Origin of the sequence: Tepidimonas aquatica (genome assembly GCF_007556585.1) — a bacterium.
Taxonomy (GTDB): domain Bacteria; phylum Pseudomonadota; class Gammaproteobacteria; order Burkholderiales; family Burkholderiaceae_C; genus Tepidimonas; species Tepidimonas aquatica.
On the sequence record NZ_VJNA01000033.1, the window covers coordinates 1 to 14,801 of the forward strand.

Sequence of the window (14,801 nt, forward strand, 5' to 3'; positions counted from 1 at the left end):
ACCACCAAACTTGGACGCCAGCACCGTCGTGATGGCCGCCGTCAGCGTCGTCTTGCCGTGGTCCACGTGACCAATCGTGCCCACGTTGACGTGCGGCTTGGTCCGCTCGAATTTTTCCTTTGCCATGCTTGCAGCTCCGAATGGATGTTTGCCGAACTCACTCACACGCCCCGACGCGGGGCCAGGACAACAAGGGTGGTGCCCATGGGCAGGATCGAACTGCCGACCTCTCCCTTACCAAGGGAGTGCTCTACCACTGAGCCACATGGGCCTGCGGCCGCCTTGCGGCGACCACAACAAACGGTCCGCACAACCAACCCCCGGCGCGCAGCACTGGAGCGGGAGACGGGAATCGAACCCGCGTCATCAGCTTGGAAGGCTGAGGTTCTACCATTGAACTACTCCCGCGACACACCGCATCGGACGCGAGCGCGGGCCAGCACAAGCCTTCTTCTCTTGCCTGACACGACCGGTATCGCTGGTGGAGGGGGTTGGATTCGAACCAACGTAGGCGTAAGCCAACAGATTTACAGTCTGCCCCCTTTAGCCACTCGGGCACCCCTCCGGCGAGAGCTCTGCATTATGCCATGTTTTCGTGCTCTTTTTCTGCCGGGGTCGCAAATTGTTGCAGCACCGCGTCGCACCACAGTGCGATGCGCCCCGGCGTGTCGGTGGCGCCGCGCAGGGTGTTGATGGCGCGCTGGCTGAGGTGGCGCGCGTACGCCACCTGCGCCGCCAGCCACCCACGCGCCAGCAGGGCACGCAGCGCCTCGTGCGCCTGCGTGCCGCAGGCCACCACCCAGCGCAAGCCGGCCAGCTCGGCCGCCAGGCGCTGCAGGTTGGCCTCGGTCAACACCTCTTCGACCGTGGGCACCGAGCGGCCGGTGAGCGCCGGGTATTCAACCTGCGGCCAGGCGTTGGTGACGACGTAGCCGTGCCGCTGCGGCTGCGGGAACCGCCGGGGGTCGCGTGCGTGCAGTTGCTGCAGCGCGCGCGCCAGGTTGGCGCCCGTGCCCGCAGCGCAAGGGTAGCCGCGCTGGGCTTCGAAGCGGCCCGGGCAGATGAACACAAAGCCGGTGCAGGCGCCGGGACAAGGCTGGTGGTGCACACTCGGCCCGGCCGAACCGCCTGCTGCACCCAGGCCAGGCAGCCAGGCGTTCATGGCGCGCCAAAGAGGGCTTGCAGCGCCGCGCCGGGGTCGGGCGCACGCATGAAGGCCTCGCCCACCAAAAAGGCGTGCACCCCGGCGTCGCGCATGCGCTGCACGTCGGACGGGGCCAGGATGCCGCTTTCCGTCACCAGCAGGCGGTCGGTCGGCACCCGCGGCCGCAGCGCCAGCGTCGTGTCCAACGACACCTCGAAGGTGCGCAGGTTGCGGTTGTTGATGCCGATGAGCGGCGTGCGCAGACGCAACGCGCGCTCCAACTCGGCGCTGTCGTGCACCTCGACCAGCACGGCCATGCCCAACTCGTGCGCGATCGCCTCGAAGTCGGCCATTTGCGCGTCGTCCAGGTACGCCGCGATCAGCAAGATGGCATCCGCCCCCCAGGCGCGCGCCTGCCACACCTGGTACGCCTCGACGATGAAATCCTTGCGCAGCGCGGGCAGCGCGGCGGCGACACGCGCCTGCCCCAGGTACGTCGGATGCCCCTGGAAGTACGACTCGTCGGTCAGCACCGACAGGCACGCCGCGCCGGCGCGCGCGTAGCTCGCCGCGATGGCCGCCGGGTCGAAGTCAGCGCGCAGCACACCTTTGGAGGGGCTGGCCTTTTTGATTTCGGCGATGACAGCCGCGCGCCCGGCGGCGATGGCCGCGCGCAACGCGCCGACGAAGTCGCGCGGCGGGTCGGCGCGCACGCTGGCTTCGGCGCGCGCACGCAGCGCCGCCAAGGACTCGGCGCGGCGCGCCGCGGCCACTTCATCACGCTTGGTGGCGCAAATGCGCTGCAACACGTCGCTCATGCCGCCTCCGCGCCCAGCCGGTGGGTGGCGGTGATGAACTGCTCCAGCTTGGCCTTGGCCGCGCCGCTGGCCAGCGCCTGGCGGGCGCGCGCGATGCCAGCCTCGATGCTGGGCGCCACGTCGGCGGCGTACAACGCGACGCCGGCGTTGAACACCACAATGTCGGCCGCCGGCCCCGGCTCGCCGTCCAGCACGGCCAGCAGCTTGGCGCGCGAATCCTCGGGGGTGGCCACCTGCAGCGTGCGCTGGCCGGCCATCGCCAGTCCGTAGTCCTCCGGGTGGATGTCGTACTCCAGGATTTGGCCGTCCTTGAGCTCGCCGACCATCGTCGCCGCCCCCAGACTGACTTCGTCCATCCCATCCTTACCCCACACCACCAGCGCGTGGCGCGCGCCCAGCCGCTGCAGCACACGCACCTGGATGCCGACCAGATCGGGGTGGAACACGCCCATCAGGATGTTGGGCGCGCCCGCCGGGTTGGTCAGCGGCCCCAGGATGTTGAAGATGGTTTTGACGCCCATCTCGCGCCGGATGGGGGCGACGTTTTTCATCGCCGGGTGGTGGTTGGGCGCGAACATGAAGCCCAACCCCACTTCGCGGATGCACTGGGCAATGGCCGCCGGCGGCAGGTTGATGTTGACGCCCAGGGCCTCCAGCACGTCGGCGCTGCCGGATTTGCTGCTGACGCTGCGCCCGCCGTGTTTGCTGACCTTGGCCCCCGCCGCGGCCGCCACGAACATCGCGCAGGTGGAGATGTTGAAGGTGCGCGCGCCATCGCCCCCGGTGCCGACGATGTCCACCAGGTGGGTGGTGTCGTCCACCGGCACCCGGGTGGCGAACTCGCGCATGACCTGCGCCGCCGCGGTGATCTCGCCGATGGTTTCTTTTTTGACGCGCAGCCCAGTGATGATGGCCGCCGTCATCAGCGGCGAGATCTCTCCGCGCATGATCAGGCGCATCAGGTGCAGCATCTCGTCGTGGAAGATTTCGCGGTGCTCGATGACGCGCTGCAGCGCTTCTTGCGGGGTGATGGTGTGCAGGGTGTGGGGCATCGGTGGTGTCTCCGCGTCGGTGGCTCAACCATGCTCGGGGTGCAAAAAGTTGTTCAGCAAGGTGTGGCCGTGCTCGCTCAGGATGCTTTCGGGGTGGAACTGCACACCCTCGATAGGCAGCGTACGGTGACGCACGCCCATGATCTCGCCGTCGTCGCACCAGGCGGTTACTTCCAGCTCGGGCGGCAGGCCGGCGCGCTCGATGGCCAGCGAGTGGTAGCGGTTGACCGTGAACTGCCGCGGCAGGCCGCGAAACACCCCCTGCTGCGTGGTGGTGATGACGCTGGTTTTGCCGTGCATCAGCTCGCGCGCGCGCACGATGCGCGCCCCGAACGCCGCGCCGATGCTCTGGTGCCCCAGGCACACGCCCAAAATCGGCACGCGCCCCGCGAAATGCTGGATCGCCGGCACCGAAATCCCTGCCTCCGCCGGCGAGCATGGCCCCGGGGAGACGACCAACCGGTCCGGCGCCCGCGCTTCGATGTCGTGCAGCGTGACTTCGTCGTTACGCACCACCTCGACGTCGGCACCCAGCTCCGCCAGGTACTGCACCAGGTTGTAGGTGAACGAGTCGTAGTTATCGATCACGAGCACATTCATCGCCCAACCTCCTGCTGCGCGCTTTTTTGGTCAAAGTGGCGCAATTCGTAGCCGATGCAGAACTCGATCAACTGGCTGTAGATTGCCTCGATGGCATCGACATCACTGGCATCGGCGCCAAGCTGACGGGCACGCCGCTTGACATGGTCAAGCACCGCCGCAACCCGTTGGTCATCCCGGACCTGGTCGCGTTTTGATTTGATCTGGGCGGCGGCACGCATGCATTGCAGACGCTGCAGCAGCAACGGCACCAGCTGTGCATCCAGGGTGTCCACTTGGTGACGCACATCCGTCATGGTGTGCAGCGTCACCGCCTTGAAGCCCTGCGGCCTTGTCATTGCAAACCCTCCTCTACCAGCTCACTGGCGCGCAGCAGCGCGCGTGCCTTGTGTTCGGTTTCGCGCCACTCCAGCTCCGGCACCGAGTCGGCCACCACACCGGCGGCGGCCTGCACGTACAGCGTGCCGTTGTGCACGACACCGGTGCGGATGGCAATGGCCAGGTCCATGTCGCCGGCCCAGCTCAGGTAGCCCACCGCCCCGCCGTAGATGCCCCGCTTGGTGGGCTCCAGTCGATCGATCAGCTCCATGGCGTGCACCTTGGGCGCGCCGGTGAGCGTGCCGGCCGGGAAGGTGGCGCGCAGCACGTCCATGCTGGTCAGGCCCGGGCGCAGCAGCCCCTCGACATTGCTGACGATGTGCATGACGTGGCTGTAGCGCTCCACCGCGAAGGCCTCGGTCACCTTGACGGTGCCGATCTGCGCGATGCGGCCGATGTCGTTGCGCGCCAGGTCGATCAGCATGACGTGTTCGGCACGCTCTTTGGGGTCGGCCAGCAGCTCGCGCTCGGCGGCGACGTCCTGCTCGGGCGTGCTGCCGCGCGGCCGTGTGCCGGCCAGCGGCCGGATCGTCACCTTGACGCCAGCGGCGCAGCGCTCCTGCCGCACCAGGATTTCCGGCGACGCCCCGATGACGTGCAGGTCGCTGCCCGCAGCGTCGGCGCCGGCCAGGTTGTAGTAGTACATGTAGGGACTGGGGTTGAGCGAGCGCAGCGCCCGGTACAGCGCCAGCGGGCTGTGCGGGAACGTTTTGTGCAGCCGCTGGCCGATAACGATTTGCATGAACTCGCCCTGCTGGATGAGGCGTTTGGCCTCGTCCACGGCGGCCATGAAGTCGGCCTGGGTGCGCTCATGCTGCACCGGGTACGCTTGCCCCGGCTGCACACTGGGCGCGCTGACCGAGTAGCGCAGCAGCTCCTTGAGTTCGCGCAGCCGCCGCCTGGCGGCGCTGTACGCCTCGGGCTGCGCGGGATCGGCGTAGACGATCAGGTACAGCTTGCCCGACAGGTTGTCGATGACGGCCAGCTCCTCGGTCTGCAGCAGCAAAATATCCGGCAGTTGCAGATCGTCTGGCGGACAGCTGTGCTGCAGCTTGCGCTCGATGTGGCGCACCGTGTCGTAACCGAAGTACCCCGCCAGCCCGCCACAGAAGCGCGGCAAGCCGGGCGGCAGCGCTACGCGCAGGCGCTGCTGGTACGCGGCGATGGCGTTCAGCGGGTTGCCGGGGATGGTTTCAACAACCAGGCCGTCGCGCACCACCTCGGTGCGGGCGGCGTCGCCAAAGCCGTAGGCGCGCAACCAGGTGCGCGCGGGCAGGCCGATGAAGCTGTAGCGACCGAAGCGCTCGCCCCCCACCACCGACTCCAGCAAGAACGAATTGCGCCCGCCCTGGGTGGCGTGGGCCAGCTTGAGGTACAGCGACAGCGGCGTCTCGAGGTCGGCAAACGCCTCGGCGATCAGCGGGATGCGGTGGTAGCCCTGCGCGGCAAGGCTGCGAAACTCCAATTCGGTGATCACGGCTTGGGAACTCCTGGCAGGCCGCGGCCAGCAGGCGGCGGCAACGGACGACTTGGGCATGGGTCGGGCGAGCTAGGCCCCGATGGAGGGCCCTCTGCGCCCGCCCGCCTACCGGCGATGGGGATCAGGCGCGCGTCGTCGGCTTGCGCCAGGGCCAAGCCTCCCGACGGCCGGTCTTGAGCGCGGCCGCCAGGCGTTCGTCGAAGGTGCGGTGGCGCACGGGTAGCATGCCCGCAGTGTAACAAAGGTGCAGGGGATTGGCACGGCCGCCCCGGGGCGTGGGTGCGGTCTATCATCGTGGGTTTTTCAGCGTCATCGCGCTCCCATGCAACACGCCCCCTCCGAACCGAGCAGCGGCCGCTGGCTGCGCGTGCGTGGCGCGCGCACGCACAACCTGCGCGCCATCGATCTGGACATCCCCAAGGACGCGCTGGTGGTCATCACCGGGGTGAGTGGCTCGGGCAAATCCAGCCTGGCGTTCGACACGCTCTACGCCGAGGGACAACGGCGGTATGTGGAGAGCCTGTCCGCCTACGCGCGGCAGTTTTTGCAGCGGCTGGACAAACCCGATGTGGACCTGATCGAGGGCTTGAGCCCCGCGATCGCCATCGAACAAAAGGCCGCCAGCCACAACCCGCGCTCCACGGTGGGCACGGTGACCGAAATCCACGACCACCTGCGGCTGCTGTTTGCGCGCGTGGGCGTGCCGCACTGCCCGGACCATGACGTGCCGCTGCACGCGCAGACGGTGCCCCAAATGGTGGACGCGTTGCTGGCGCGGCCAGCCGAGGCGCGCTTGCTGCTGCTGGCGCCGCTGCGCCTGACCGGGGATGCGCAAGCCGCCGTGCGTGCGCTGCAGGGGCGCGGGTTCGTGCGCTTTCGGGTCGACGGCGTGGTGCTGGAGGTGGACGAGGCGCTGTCACGCGCCGCCCAGGCCCAGCGGCTGGAGGTGGTGGTGGACCGCCTGCGGGTGCGGGCCGACGCGCGCCAGCGCCTGCACGACAGCCTGGAAGTGGCGCTGCAACTGGGCGATGGCCACGCCGTGGCGCTGTGGCCCGACGCTGACCATGCCGAGCCGCTGCACGCGCACGCCACCTGCCCCCACTGCGGCTACACGGCACCGGAGCTGGAGCCGCGCCTGTTTTCGTTCAACGCGCCGCAAGGCGCCTGCCCCAGCTGCAACGGGCTGGGCCACGTAGAGGAGTTCGACCCCGCGCGCGTGGTGGCGTTTCCCGAGCTGAGCCTGGCTGGCGGCGCCATCCAGGGCTGGGACCGGCGCAACCCGCAAACCTACGCCATCGTGCAGTCGTTGGCGCGGCACTACGGCTTTGACCCCGAAACCCCGTGGCAAGACCTGCCCGAGCGCGTGCGCCAGGTGCTGCTGCACGGCAGTGGCGACGAGGCCATTGCCTTTGAGTACCTGGGTGACCGCGGGCGCCGGGTGACGCAGCACCACCCGTTTGAAGGCATCGTGCCCAACCTGCAGCGGCGCTGGCAACGCAGCGACGCGCCCGCCGTGCGCGAAGCGCTGGCCCGCTTGCGCACGCGCCAACCCTGCCCGGACTGTGGTGGCACGCGCCTGCGGCGCGAGGCGCGTGCCGTGTACGTCGGCGAAGGGCCGCAGCGACGCAACCTGCCCGCGCTGGAAGGTATGCCGCTGGCCGACGCCCTGGCCTGGTTCGAGGCGCTGCAATTGCGCGGCGCGCGTGCCGACATCGGGCAGCGGCTGTTGGCCGAAATCCGGGCGCGGCTGCGCTTTCTCAACGACGTGGGCCTGCCCTACCTGACGCTGCAGCGCAGCGCCGACACGCTGTCCGGCGGCGAGGCGCAGCGCATCCGCCTGGCCAGCCAGATCGGCTCGGGCTTAAGCGGCGTGATGTACGTGTTGGATGAGCCCAGCATCGGGTTGCACCAGCGCGACAACGACCGCCTGATCGCCACGCTGCAACGGCTGCGCGACCTGGGCAACACCGTCATCGTCGTCGAGCACGACGAGGACACGATGCGCGCGGCGGACCATCTGATCGACCTCGGCCCCGGCGCCGGCGAGCACGGCGGGCGCGTGATGGCGCAGGGGCATTGGACCGAGGTGGCGCGCCAGCCCGACTCCCTCACCGGCCAGTACCTAAGCGGCGCGCGGCGCATCGCGGTGCCGGCGCAACGCCGCCGCTGGCAGCCCGGGGCCGCGCTGCGCCTGCGGGGCGCCCGGGGCCACAACCTGCGCGCCATCGACGTGGACATCCCCGTGGGCCTGTTGACGTGCGTCACGGGGGTCAGCGGCTCGGGCAAGTCCACCCTGGTCAACGACACGCTGCTGCGCGCGGTGGCCCAGCACCTGCACGCGGGCGCCGCCGAGCCGCTGCCGTTGGAAACCATCGAGGGGCTGCAGCACATCGACAAGGTCATCGCGGTGGACCAAAGCCCGATCGGACGCACGCCGCGCTCCAACCCCGCCACCTACACCGGCATCTTCACGCTGATACGCGAGCTGCTGGCCGAAACGCCGGCGGCCCGCGAACGCGGCTGGGGACCAGGTCGCTTCAGCTTCAACGTGCCCGGCGGCCGCTGTGAGGCCTGCCAGGGCGACGGTGTGGTGCGGGTGGAAATGCACTTTCTGCCTGACGTGTACGTGCCGTGCGAGGTCTGCGGCGGGGCCCGCTACCACCGCGAAACGCTGGAGGTGCGCTACAAAGGGCTCAACGTGGCCGAGCTGCTGGCACTGACCGTGCAGCAGGCGCACGGGTTGTTTGCCAACGTGCCCGCCCTGCAGCGGCGGCTGCAAACGCTGCTGGACGTGGGGCTGGGCTACATCCGCCTGGGTCAAAGCGCCACCACCTTGTCGGGCGGCGAAGCGCAGCGCCTCAAGCTGGCGCAAGAGCTGGCCCGGCGCGACACCGGCCGCACGCTGTACATCCTGGACGAGCCCACCACCGGGCTGCACTTTGCCGACGTGGAGCTGCTGCTGCAGGTGCTGCTGCGGCTGCGCGACGCGGGCAACACCATCGTCGTCATCGAGCACAATCTGGACGTGATCAAGTGCGCCGACTGGGTCATCGACCTCGGCCCCGAAGGCGGCGATGGCGGCGGCCGCCTGGTGGCCTGCGGCACCCCGGAAGACCTGGCCCAACACCCCGACAGCCACACCGGCCGCTACCTGGCGCGGGTGTTGGGCGCGGACTGAGCCCTCACAGCAACCCGGCCAAGTCCTCGATGGCGTCCACCACCATCGCGGTGCCGACCGCGATCAACAAAATGTCCGCCCCCACGCGCACCAAGCGATAACCGGGCGGAGGCTCACCCAGGCGGCGCTGCAATTCGCGCGGAATCGGGTACACCGTAACCCCGGGCGGCAGCGGCTGGCCCAATGTCCAGGTTTTGGTCAACCCCGGCGGACGGCACCCGTTGTGCTTTTTGGCCAGCCCCGGCGGGCAGCGCCCTCCTTGCAGCTGGGCTGCGTAAACCGATCGCACCGCGTCGCGCTGATGCGCCCCAAAATAGCCGCCGATCTTGATCTCCACGGCCACCCCGGGGCGGCGCTCGGCCTCCCGCTCGTGACCCTTGCCCTGACCTGCCCACTCGGGCTTGCCGGCCCACCCCGGCAGCGCCAGCGACAGGGTGGTCAGCGCCACCACCGTGGCGCCGACGATGCGTCGGCTTGCGTTGATCCTATCCGCCATGGCTCGCGCTCCTTTGCTGGCATGATTAGAGGCGCGCCGCAGGGCTGCCAAGGTCTGCGGTTGCAACCGATGCAACCTTCGGTAACAGCGTGGGCACAAACGGCATGGACTTCGACTTGTTGGTGATCGGTGGGGGCAGCGGCGGCGTGCGTGCGGCACGCATGGCCGCGCAGCGCGGCGTACGCGTGGGGTTGGTTGAAGCGCTGGGGCGCCAGGGCTTGGGTGGCACCTGCGTCAACGTCGGCTGCATCCCCAAAAAGCTCTACCATTACGCGGCCCACTACGCCGAAGCCGCCGAGGAGGCCCGCGGGTACGGCTGGCTCGGGGCCCTGCCGACGCTGGACTGGAACGAGCTGCGGCGCCGGCGCGCGGCGGAAATCGACCGCCTCAACGGCGTGTACGAACAACTGTTGCGCAACGCCGGCGTGACGCTGCTGCACGGCTGGGCACGCCTGACGGATGCGCACACCGTGCGGGTGGCCACCCTGAACGCCGACGGCAGCCCCACCCACCAGACCTGGCGCGCCGAGCGCATCCTCATCGCCACCGGTGGCACGCCGTACGTGCCGCACTTTCGCGGCCGCGAGCACGTCATCACCTCCAACGAGGTGTTCGACCTCGACCCCCTGCCGGCACGCCTGGTGGTGGTGGGCGGGGGCTACATCGCCTGCGAGTTCGCTTCCATCTTCCACGGTCTGGGCGTGCACGTGACCCAGCTGTACCGTGGCGAGCAAATCCTGCGCGGCTTCGACGACGAGGTACGACACTTTTTGGCCGACCAGCTGCGCGCCAAGGGGCTGGACCTGCGCCTGCAAACCGGCGTGGTGGCCGTCAAGCGCGAGGACGACGGCCTGCACGTGCTGTTGGAAGATGGCAACCGCGTGGTGGCCGATGCGGTGCTGTACGCCACCGGCCGTGTGCCCAACGTGGCCGGGCTGGGGCTGGAGGAGGCGGGCGTGGCGCAAGGGGCCCAAGGGGCCATCATCGTCAATGAACATTTCCAAACCAACGTGCCCAGCATCTACGCGGTGGGCGATGTGGTGGCGCGCGCCCAGTTGACCCCGGTGGCGCTGGCCGAGGCCATGGCCGTGGTGGACCATCTGTACGGCGCCGCAGGCGCTTCGCCGCGCCAGGCGCGCTACGACCTCATCCCGACCGCCGTGTTCACCTTGCCCAGCGTCGGTACCGTGGGCCTGACCGAGGCACAGGCGCGCCAGCAGCTGGGACGACTGCGCATCTACCGCAGCACCTTTCGGCCACTGCGTCACACGCTCAGCGGCAGCCCGGAGCGCGCGCTGGTCAAGTTGGTGGTGGACGACGCCAGTGACCGGGTCGTCGGCCTGCACATGGTCGGCCCGGAAGCGGGCGAGATCGTGCAGGGCTTTGCCGTGGCCATGCGCTGCGGCGCCACCAAAGCGCAGTTCGACACCACCCTGGGCATTCACCCCACGCTGGCCGAAGAGTTCGTGACGCTGCGCGAACCCGTGGCGCGCACCTGAGACGATGTCAATGACGCCGGTCGACACCCCGCCCTTCGTGGCCCCGCAGCGCTTCGAAGACGCGCAAGCGGCCGTGGCGCACGTGCAGCGCCTGTACGACGACGCCGTGACCCACCTGCGCCGCGCGTTGCACGACTACCTGCACAGCCACCTGACGCCGGAAACGCCCCTGACGCGCGTGCGCGCCTGCTACCCCTGCGTGCGCTTGCACGTCCACCGCGGCCTGGACCCGTTGCGGCCGCGGGTACGGTCCAGCTACGGGTTCGTCACCCACGCCGGGCGCTACGAGACGACCCTGACCCGCCCCGACCTATTCGCCGACTACTGGCGCGAGCAGTTCGAGCTGCTGCTGCGCCACCACGGTGAGCCGTTGGAGGTGGCCATCAGCCACGAGCCGATCCCGCTGCACTTCGCGCTCGGGGACGACAGCCACTTCGAAGGCGAGCTCGACCCGCTGCGCCGCGCGCGCCTGGGCGAGGTGTTTGACCTGCCCGACCTGACGGCGATGGACGACGCCATCGCCAACGGGCTGCACGTGCCGCGCGCCGACGCGCCCGCGCCGCTGGCGCTGTTTCGCGGTGCGCGCATCGACTACTCGCTGGCGCGGCTGCGCCACTACAGCGGCACCGCCCCGGCGTGGTTTCAAAACTTCGTGCTGTTCACCAACTACGGCTTTTATGTCGACGAATTTGTGCGCGTGGGGCTGGCCGAAATGGCCGACCCGGCCAGCCCTTACGTGGCCTTCGTCGAGCCGGGCAACGTCGTCACCTGGCGCTCGGGCCTCACCGACGCCGAGCGCACGGCGCTGGCGGGCCCCACGGGCAGCGCCCCGCCGCGCATGCCGCAAATGCCCGCGTATCACCTGGTGCGTGCGGACCGCAGCGGTATCACGCTGGTCAACATTGGCGTTGGCCCCAGCAACGCCAAAACGGCCACCGACCACATCGCCGTGCTGCGCCCGCACGCCTGGCTGATGCTGGGGCATTGCGCCGGGCTGCGCCACAGCCAGCAGCTGGGCGACTACGTGCTGGCGCACGCCTACGTGCGCGAAGACCATGTGCTGGACGAGGAGCTGCCGCTGTGGGTGCCGATTCCCGCGCTGGCGGAGGTGCAGCAAGCGCTCGAGGGCGCGGTGGCCGACATCACGGGGCTGAGCGGCGCCGCGCTCAAGCGCGTGCTGCGCACCGGCACCGTGGCCAGCACCGACAACCGCAACTGGGAGCTGCTGCCTGGCAACGTCGCGCAACGGCGACTGTCGCTTTCGCGCGCCATCGCGCTGGACATGGAATCGGCCACCATCGCGGCCAACGGCTTTCGCTTCCGGGTGCCTTACGGCACGCTGTTGTGCGTCAGCGACAAGCCGCTGCACGGAGCCATCAAACTGCCCGGCATGGCCGACCGCTTTTACCGCGAGCGCGTCGACCAGCACCTGCGCATCGGCCTGCGCGCCATTGAGCGGCTGCGCCAAGCCGGCGTGGACCAACTGCACAGCCGCAAGCTGCGCAGCTTTGATGAAGTGGCGTTCCAATAGCGGCCGTTGGTGCGGCGCCGCGCGTTACAGCCAGTCGGCCATCGCCTGGCCCATGCGCACCGGCTGGCCCGGCGCCCACTCCGGCCGCAGCCTGGCCACCCCTGGCGGCAGCAGCACCACCACCGTCGAGCCTAGCAAAAAGCGCCCCATCTCGACGCCACGCGCCAGCCGCACGTCACGCCCGGTGTAGTCCCAACTGCGCACCGTGCCTGGCCGCGGCGGATTGACCACGCCGTGCCACACGGTGGCCATGCTGCCCACGATGGTGGCGCCCACCAGCACCAGCGCCCACGGGAATGCCCGCCCGCTGGGGTGTTGCCCCTCGAACACGCACACCACGCGCTCGTTGCGCGCAAACAGCCCCGGCACCCCCCGTGCGGTGGCGGGATTGACCGAAAACAGCGTGCCCGGCACGTGCACCATGCGCTGCAGCACCCCGTCACACGGCATGTGGATGCGGTGGTAGTCGCGCGGGCTCAAGTACAGCGTGGCAAACACGCCATCGGCCATGGCGGCGGCCAGTGCCGCATCGCCACCCAGCAGCGCCTGCGCCGTGTAGCCATGCCCCTTGGCCTGCACGATGTGCCCACCCTCGATCGGACCACACTGGCTGATCGCGCCGTCCACTGGGCACACCCAGGCCGCTTCGGCCAAAGGCCGCGCCCCGGGCCTGAGGGCGCGGGTGAAAAAATCGTTGAAGGTGGCGTAGGCCAACGGGTCTGGCTCGGCAGCCTCGGCCATGTCGACCTGGTAGCGGTCGATGAAGCGGCGAATCGCCACCTGCGTCAAGGCCCCCAGGGGCCGGCGCGCCAGCGCACCGGCGAGTTCGGTCAGCAGCCGTTTGGGCAGCAGGTATTGCAGCGCCACGGCGGCGCGGTCGGGTAAAGATGGTGACATGCGGCGGGATGCTAGCACCACGCCCGGCTACAGCCTCACGCACCGGCTGCTGCAACACCTGGCGCGCCACCTGCATCGCATCACCCACAAAGATATACATCCGGCTTTTAGTATATCCATGGCAGACGCCGATGGCGCGGCCCAGGCACAATGCCACCATGGACGCCGCGCTGTTTCACGTGGAGGGGTTGGTCAAGCGTTACCAGGGCCGGCCGGTGGTGGACAACCTGTCGTTCACCATCGCGCCCGGTGAATGCGTGGGCTTGCTCGGCCCCAACGGGGCGGGCAAAACGACGACGCTGCGCATGGCGCTGGGGCAGGTGGCGCCGGACGCCGGCTCGGTGCGCATCTTTGGCTTGCCGATGCCCGAGCAGGCCCACGCCATCAAGGCGCGGCTGGGGGTGGTGGCGCAGTTCGACACGTTGGACCCCGACTTCACCTGCGCCGAAAACCTGCTGGTGTACGGTCGCTACTTTGGCCTGCGGGCCGCGGCGCTGCGGCCGCGCATCGCCCAGTTGCTGGACTTTGCCGCGCTGGCGCACAAGGCCGACGCGCGCCCTGGGGAACTCTCCGGCGGCATGCGCCGCCGTCTGAGTCTGGCGCGCGCCCTGGTCAACGACCCGGCGCTGCTGCTGTTGGACGAACCCACCACGGGCCTGGACCCGCAGGCACGCCACCTGATGTGGGAGCGCCTGCAGCGTTTGCTGCAGCAAGGCAAGAGCATCCTGCTGACGACGCACTTCATGGACGAGGCCGAGCGGTTGTGCCACCGGCTGGTCATCATCGACCACGGCCGCAAAATCGCCGAGGGGCGCCCGCGCGAACTGATCGCCCAGCACCTGGAGCCGGAAGTGGTGGAAATCTACGGCGAGCAGGGGGTGCCGCAGGTGCACGCGCTGCTGGGCGATGCTCAGCCCCTGGCCAGCCGCGTTGAAACCAGCGGCGAGACGGTGTTTTTGTACACCCACGACGCCCGCCCGCTGCTGGCCCACCTGGGGCAACGGCCGCGGCTGCGCATGCTGCATCGCCCGGCCAACCTGGAAGATCTGTTTCTCAAGCTCACCGGACGGCAAATCCGCGCCGAGGGCTAAACTCGGTGTGGGTTGCCGCAAGCCTCGCGCCAAGGTCATGCGGTACCCGTTGACAGCATCGCCAACAACGCAGGTCGGATACAGGGGAATGCCTTGATGAACCACCAAACCCTGGTGCGCAACGTGATCGTGACTGCCTTGCTGGGCGTGGCCACCACGGCGGCGCTCGCACAGCCGCAACCCGCGCGGTGGTCGGCCGCCCTGCGCATGGGCAGCGGTGGCAGCACGGATCACGGCGCGCTGGAATGGCGCCGTCCGATGGACGTCGACATGGCCTGGGGCGCGTGGCGTGCGCGCTCCAGCCTGCAACTGGAACTGGGACGTTGGATGCCGGCCAACGGGCCGACGGCCCAGCACGTGGGCGCGGCCTGGCACGTTCGGCTGGCCCCATCCGGGATGGGGTGGCGGCCCTACTTGGAGGGCGCCTTCGGCGTGGCGCTGTTCGACCGCACCCGTATCGGGGGGCGCAACATCGCGTCGGCGCTGCAGTTCACCGAGCAGGTGGGCGCGGGCGTGTCACTGGGCGAGCGCTTGCGACTGGGCTGGCGCTACACACACTACTCCAACGCCGGGCTGGCCATGCCCAACGACGGGGTGGACAAGCACAACCTGATCGTCGAGTGGTCGTACTGACCGG

General features: G+C 69.3%; 14 protein-coding genes and 3 tRNA genes. 5 read left to right on the forward strand and 12 right to left on the reverse strand.

The genetic code is table 11. The features are described 5' to 3' along the window. The 10 genes from Taqua_RS11010 to trpE form a co-directional block, all read right to left on the reverse strand. Nucleotides 1-126, reverse strand: a 126-nt coding sequence (locus Taqua_RS11010; RefSeq protein WP_236640437.1) for a GTP-binding protein, incomplete at its 3' end; no start/stop codon positions are given. A gap of 70 nt (nucleotides 127-196) precedes the next feature. After that, nucleotides 197-271 (reverse strand) — tRNA-Thr (locus tag Taqua_RS11015). Nucleotides 272-334: 63 nt separating this feature from the next. Then, nucleotides 335-408, reverse strand: a tRNA-Gly gene (locus tag Taqua_RS11020). Between the two features lie 71 nt (nucleotides 409-479). After that, nucleotides 480-565: transfer RNA gene (locus Taqua_RS11025), tRNA-Tyr, on the reverse strand. Nucleotides 566-580: 15 nt separating this feature from the next. Next, on the reverse strand, nucleotides 581-1,162 hold the full coding sequence (locus tag Taqua_RS11030; protein WP_144326698.1) for a hypothetical protein: 582 nt from the start codon (nucleotides 1,160-1,162) through the stop codon (nucleotides 581-583). Next, nucleotides 1,159-1,962, reverse strand: coding sequence for an indole-3-glycerol phosphate synthase TrpC (gene trpC / locus Taqua_RS11035; RefSeq protein ID WP_144326699.1), 804 nt, complete (start codon nucleotides 1,960-1,962; stop codon nucleotides 1,159-1,161). The genes Taqua_RS11030 and trpC overlap by 4 nt, the downstream gene beginning before the upstream one ends. Then, complete coding sequence (trpD, locus tag Taqua_RS11040) at nucleotides 1,959-3,014, reverse strand: anthranilate phosphoribosyltransferase (RefSeq protein ID WP_144326700.1); 1,056 nt, start codon at nucleotides 3,012-3,014, stop codon at nucleotides 1,959-1,961. The genes trpC and trpD overlap by 4 nt, the downstream gene beginning before the upstream one ends. A 24-nt stretch (nucleotides 3,015-3,038) precedes the next feature. Next, a complete protein-coding gene (locus Taqua_RS11045; protein ID WP_144326701.1) occupies nucleotides 3,039-3,614 on the reverse strand; it encodes an anthranilate synthase component II in 576 nt (191 codons plus the stop codon). Next, entirely contained in the window at nucleotides 3,611-3,925 is a 315-nt protein-coding gene (locus tag Taqua_RS11050) for a chorismate mutase (RefSeq protein WP_246094699.1), read from the reverse strand. The genes Taqua_RS11045 and Taqua_RS11050 overlap by 4 nt, the downstream gene beginning before the upstream one ends. 23 nt (nucleotides 3,926-3,948) lie before the next feature. Beyond that, nucleotides 3,949-5,469 (reverse strand): anthranilate synthase component I, encoded by a 1,521-nt coding sequence (trpE, locus tag Taqua_RS11055; RefSeq protein ID WP_144326702.1) that lies wholly within the window; start codon nucleotides 5,467-5,469, stop codon nucleotides 3,949-3,951. Between the two features lie 325 nt (nucleotides 5,470-5,794). Here trpE and uvrA point away from each other — a divergent pair, with 325 nt between their 5' ends. Continuing rightward, nucleotides 5,795-8,650 carry an excinuclease ABC subunit UvrA gene (gene uvrA, locus Taqua_RS11060; protein WP_144326703.1) on the forward strand — a complete coding sequence of 952 codons (2,856 nt, stop codon included), beginning with the start codon at nucleotides 5,795-5,797 and terminating at the stop codon, nucleotides 8,648-8,650. 4 nt (nucleotides 8,651-8,654) lie between these two features. On the opposite strand, the gene Taqua_RS11065 is transcribed toward uvrA, so the two are convergent. Next, complete coding sequence (locus Taqua_RS11065) at nucleotides 8,655-9,146, reverse strand: RcnB family protein (protein ID WP_144326704.1); 492 nt, start codon at nucleotides 9,144-9,146, stop codon at nucleotides 8,655-8,657. A 104-nt stretch (nucleotides 9,147-9,250) separates the two neighbouring features. On the opposite strand from Taqua_RS11065, the gene gorA reads away from it, so the two are divergent. Together gorA and Taqua_RS11075 are read left to right on the forward strand one after the other, a co-directional pair. Then, nucleotides 9,251-10,645, forward strand: coding sequence for a glutathione-disulfide reductase (gene gorA, locus Taqua_RS11070; protein ID WP_144326705.1), 1,395 nt, complete (start codon nucleotides 9,251-9,253; stop codon nucleotides 10,643-10,645). A gap of 10 nt (nucleotides 10,646-10,655) precedes the next feature. Continuing rightward, nucleotides 10,656-12,176: an AMP nucleosidase gene (locus Taqua_RS11075; RefSeq protein ID WP_144326706.1), complete on the forward strand. Its 1,521-nt coding sequence runs from the start codon at nucleotides 10,656-10,658 to the stop codon at nucleotides 12,174-12,176. A 24-nt stretch (nucleotides 12,177-12,200) separates the two neighbouring features. Here Taqua_RS11075 and asd read toward each other — a convergent pair whose 3' ends face one another. After that, nucleotides 12,201-13,073, reverse strand: a complete 873-nt coding sequence (gene asd / locus Taqua_RS11080; RefSeq protein WP_144326707.1) for an archaetidylserine decarboxylase — start codon at nucleotides 13,071-13,073, stop codon at nucleotides 12,201-12,203. Nucleotides 13,074-13,231: 158 nt separating this feature from the next. Between asd and Taqua_RS11085 the strand changes: the two genes are divergently transcribed. Together Taqua_RS11085 and Taqua_RS11090 are read left to right on the forward strand one after the other, a co-directional pair. Further along, nucleotides 13,232-14,164, forward strand: a complete 933-nt coding sequence (locus tag Taqua_RS11085) for an ATP-binding cassette domain-containing protein (protein WP_144326708.1) — start codon at nucleotides 13,232-13,234, stop codon at nucleotides 14,162-14,164. Nucleotides 14,165-14,260: 96 nt separating this feature from the next. Beyond that, complete coding sequence (locus Taqua_RS11090; protein ID WP_144326709.1) at nucleotides 14,261-14,797, forward strand: acyloxyacyl hydrolase; 537 nt, start codon at nucleotides 14,261-14,263, stop codon at nucleotides 14,795-14,797. The last annotated feature ends 4 nt before the right edge of the window (nucleotides 14,798-14,801 follow it).

What these genes read in the sequence shown, in the direction of transcription:
- Taqua_RS11085 (WP_144326708.1), top strand. Translation starts at nt 13,232, where the DNA reads ATGGACGCCGCGCTGTTTCACGTGGAGGGGTTGGTCAAGCGTTACCAG.
- Taqua_RS11045 (WP_144326701.1), bottom strand. Translation starts at nt 3,614, where the DNA reads ATGAATGTGCTCGTGATCGATAACTACGACTCGTTCACCTACAACCTG.
- asd (WP_144326707.1), bottom strand. Translation starts at nt 13,073, where the DNA reads ATGTCACCATCTTTACCCGACCGCGCCGCCGTGGCGCTGCAATACCTG.
- trpC (WP_144326699.1), bottom strand. Translation starts at nt 1,962, where the DNA reads ATGAGCGACGTGTTGCAGCGCATTTGCGCCACCAAGCGTGATGAAGTG.
- trpD (WP_144326700.1), bottom strand. Translation starts at nt 3,014, where the DNA reads ATGCCCCACACCCTGCACACCATCACCCCGCAAGAAGCGCTGCAGCGC.
- gorA (WP_144326705.1), top strand. Translation starts at nt 9,251, where the DNA reads ATGGACTTCGACTTGTTGGTGATCGGTGGGGGCAGCGGCGGCGTGCGT.
- Taqua_RS11075 (WP_144326706.1), top strand. Translation starts at nt 10,656, where the DNA reads ATGACGCCGGTCGACACCCCGCCCTTCGTGGCCCCGCAGCGCTTCGAA.
- Taqua_RS11030 (WP_144326698.1), bottom strand. Translation starts at nt 1,162, where the DNA reads ATGAACGCCTGGCTGCCTGGCCTGGGTGCAGCAGGCGGTTCGGCCGGG.
- uvrA (WP_144326703.1), top strand. Translation starts at nt 5,795, where the DNA reads ATGCAACACGCCCCCTCCGAACCGAGCAGCGGCCGCTGGCTGCGCGTG.
- Taqua_RS11090 (WP_144326709.1), top strand. Translation starts at nt 14,261, where the DNA reads ATGAACCACCAAACCCTGGTGCGCAACGTGATCGTGACTGCCTTGCTG.
- Taqua_RS11065 (WP_144326704.1), bottom strand. Translation starts at nt 9,146, where the DNA reads ATGGCGGATAGGATCAACGCAAGCCGACGCATCGTCGGCGCCACGGTG.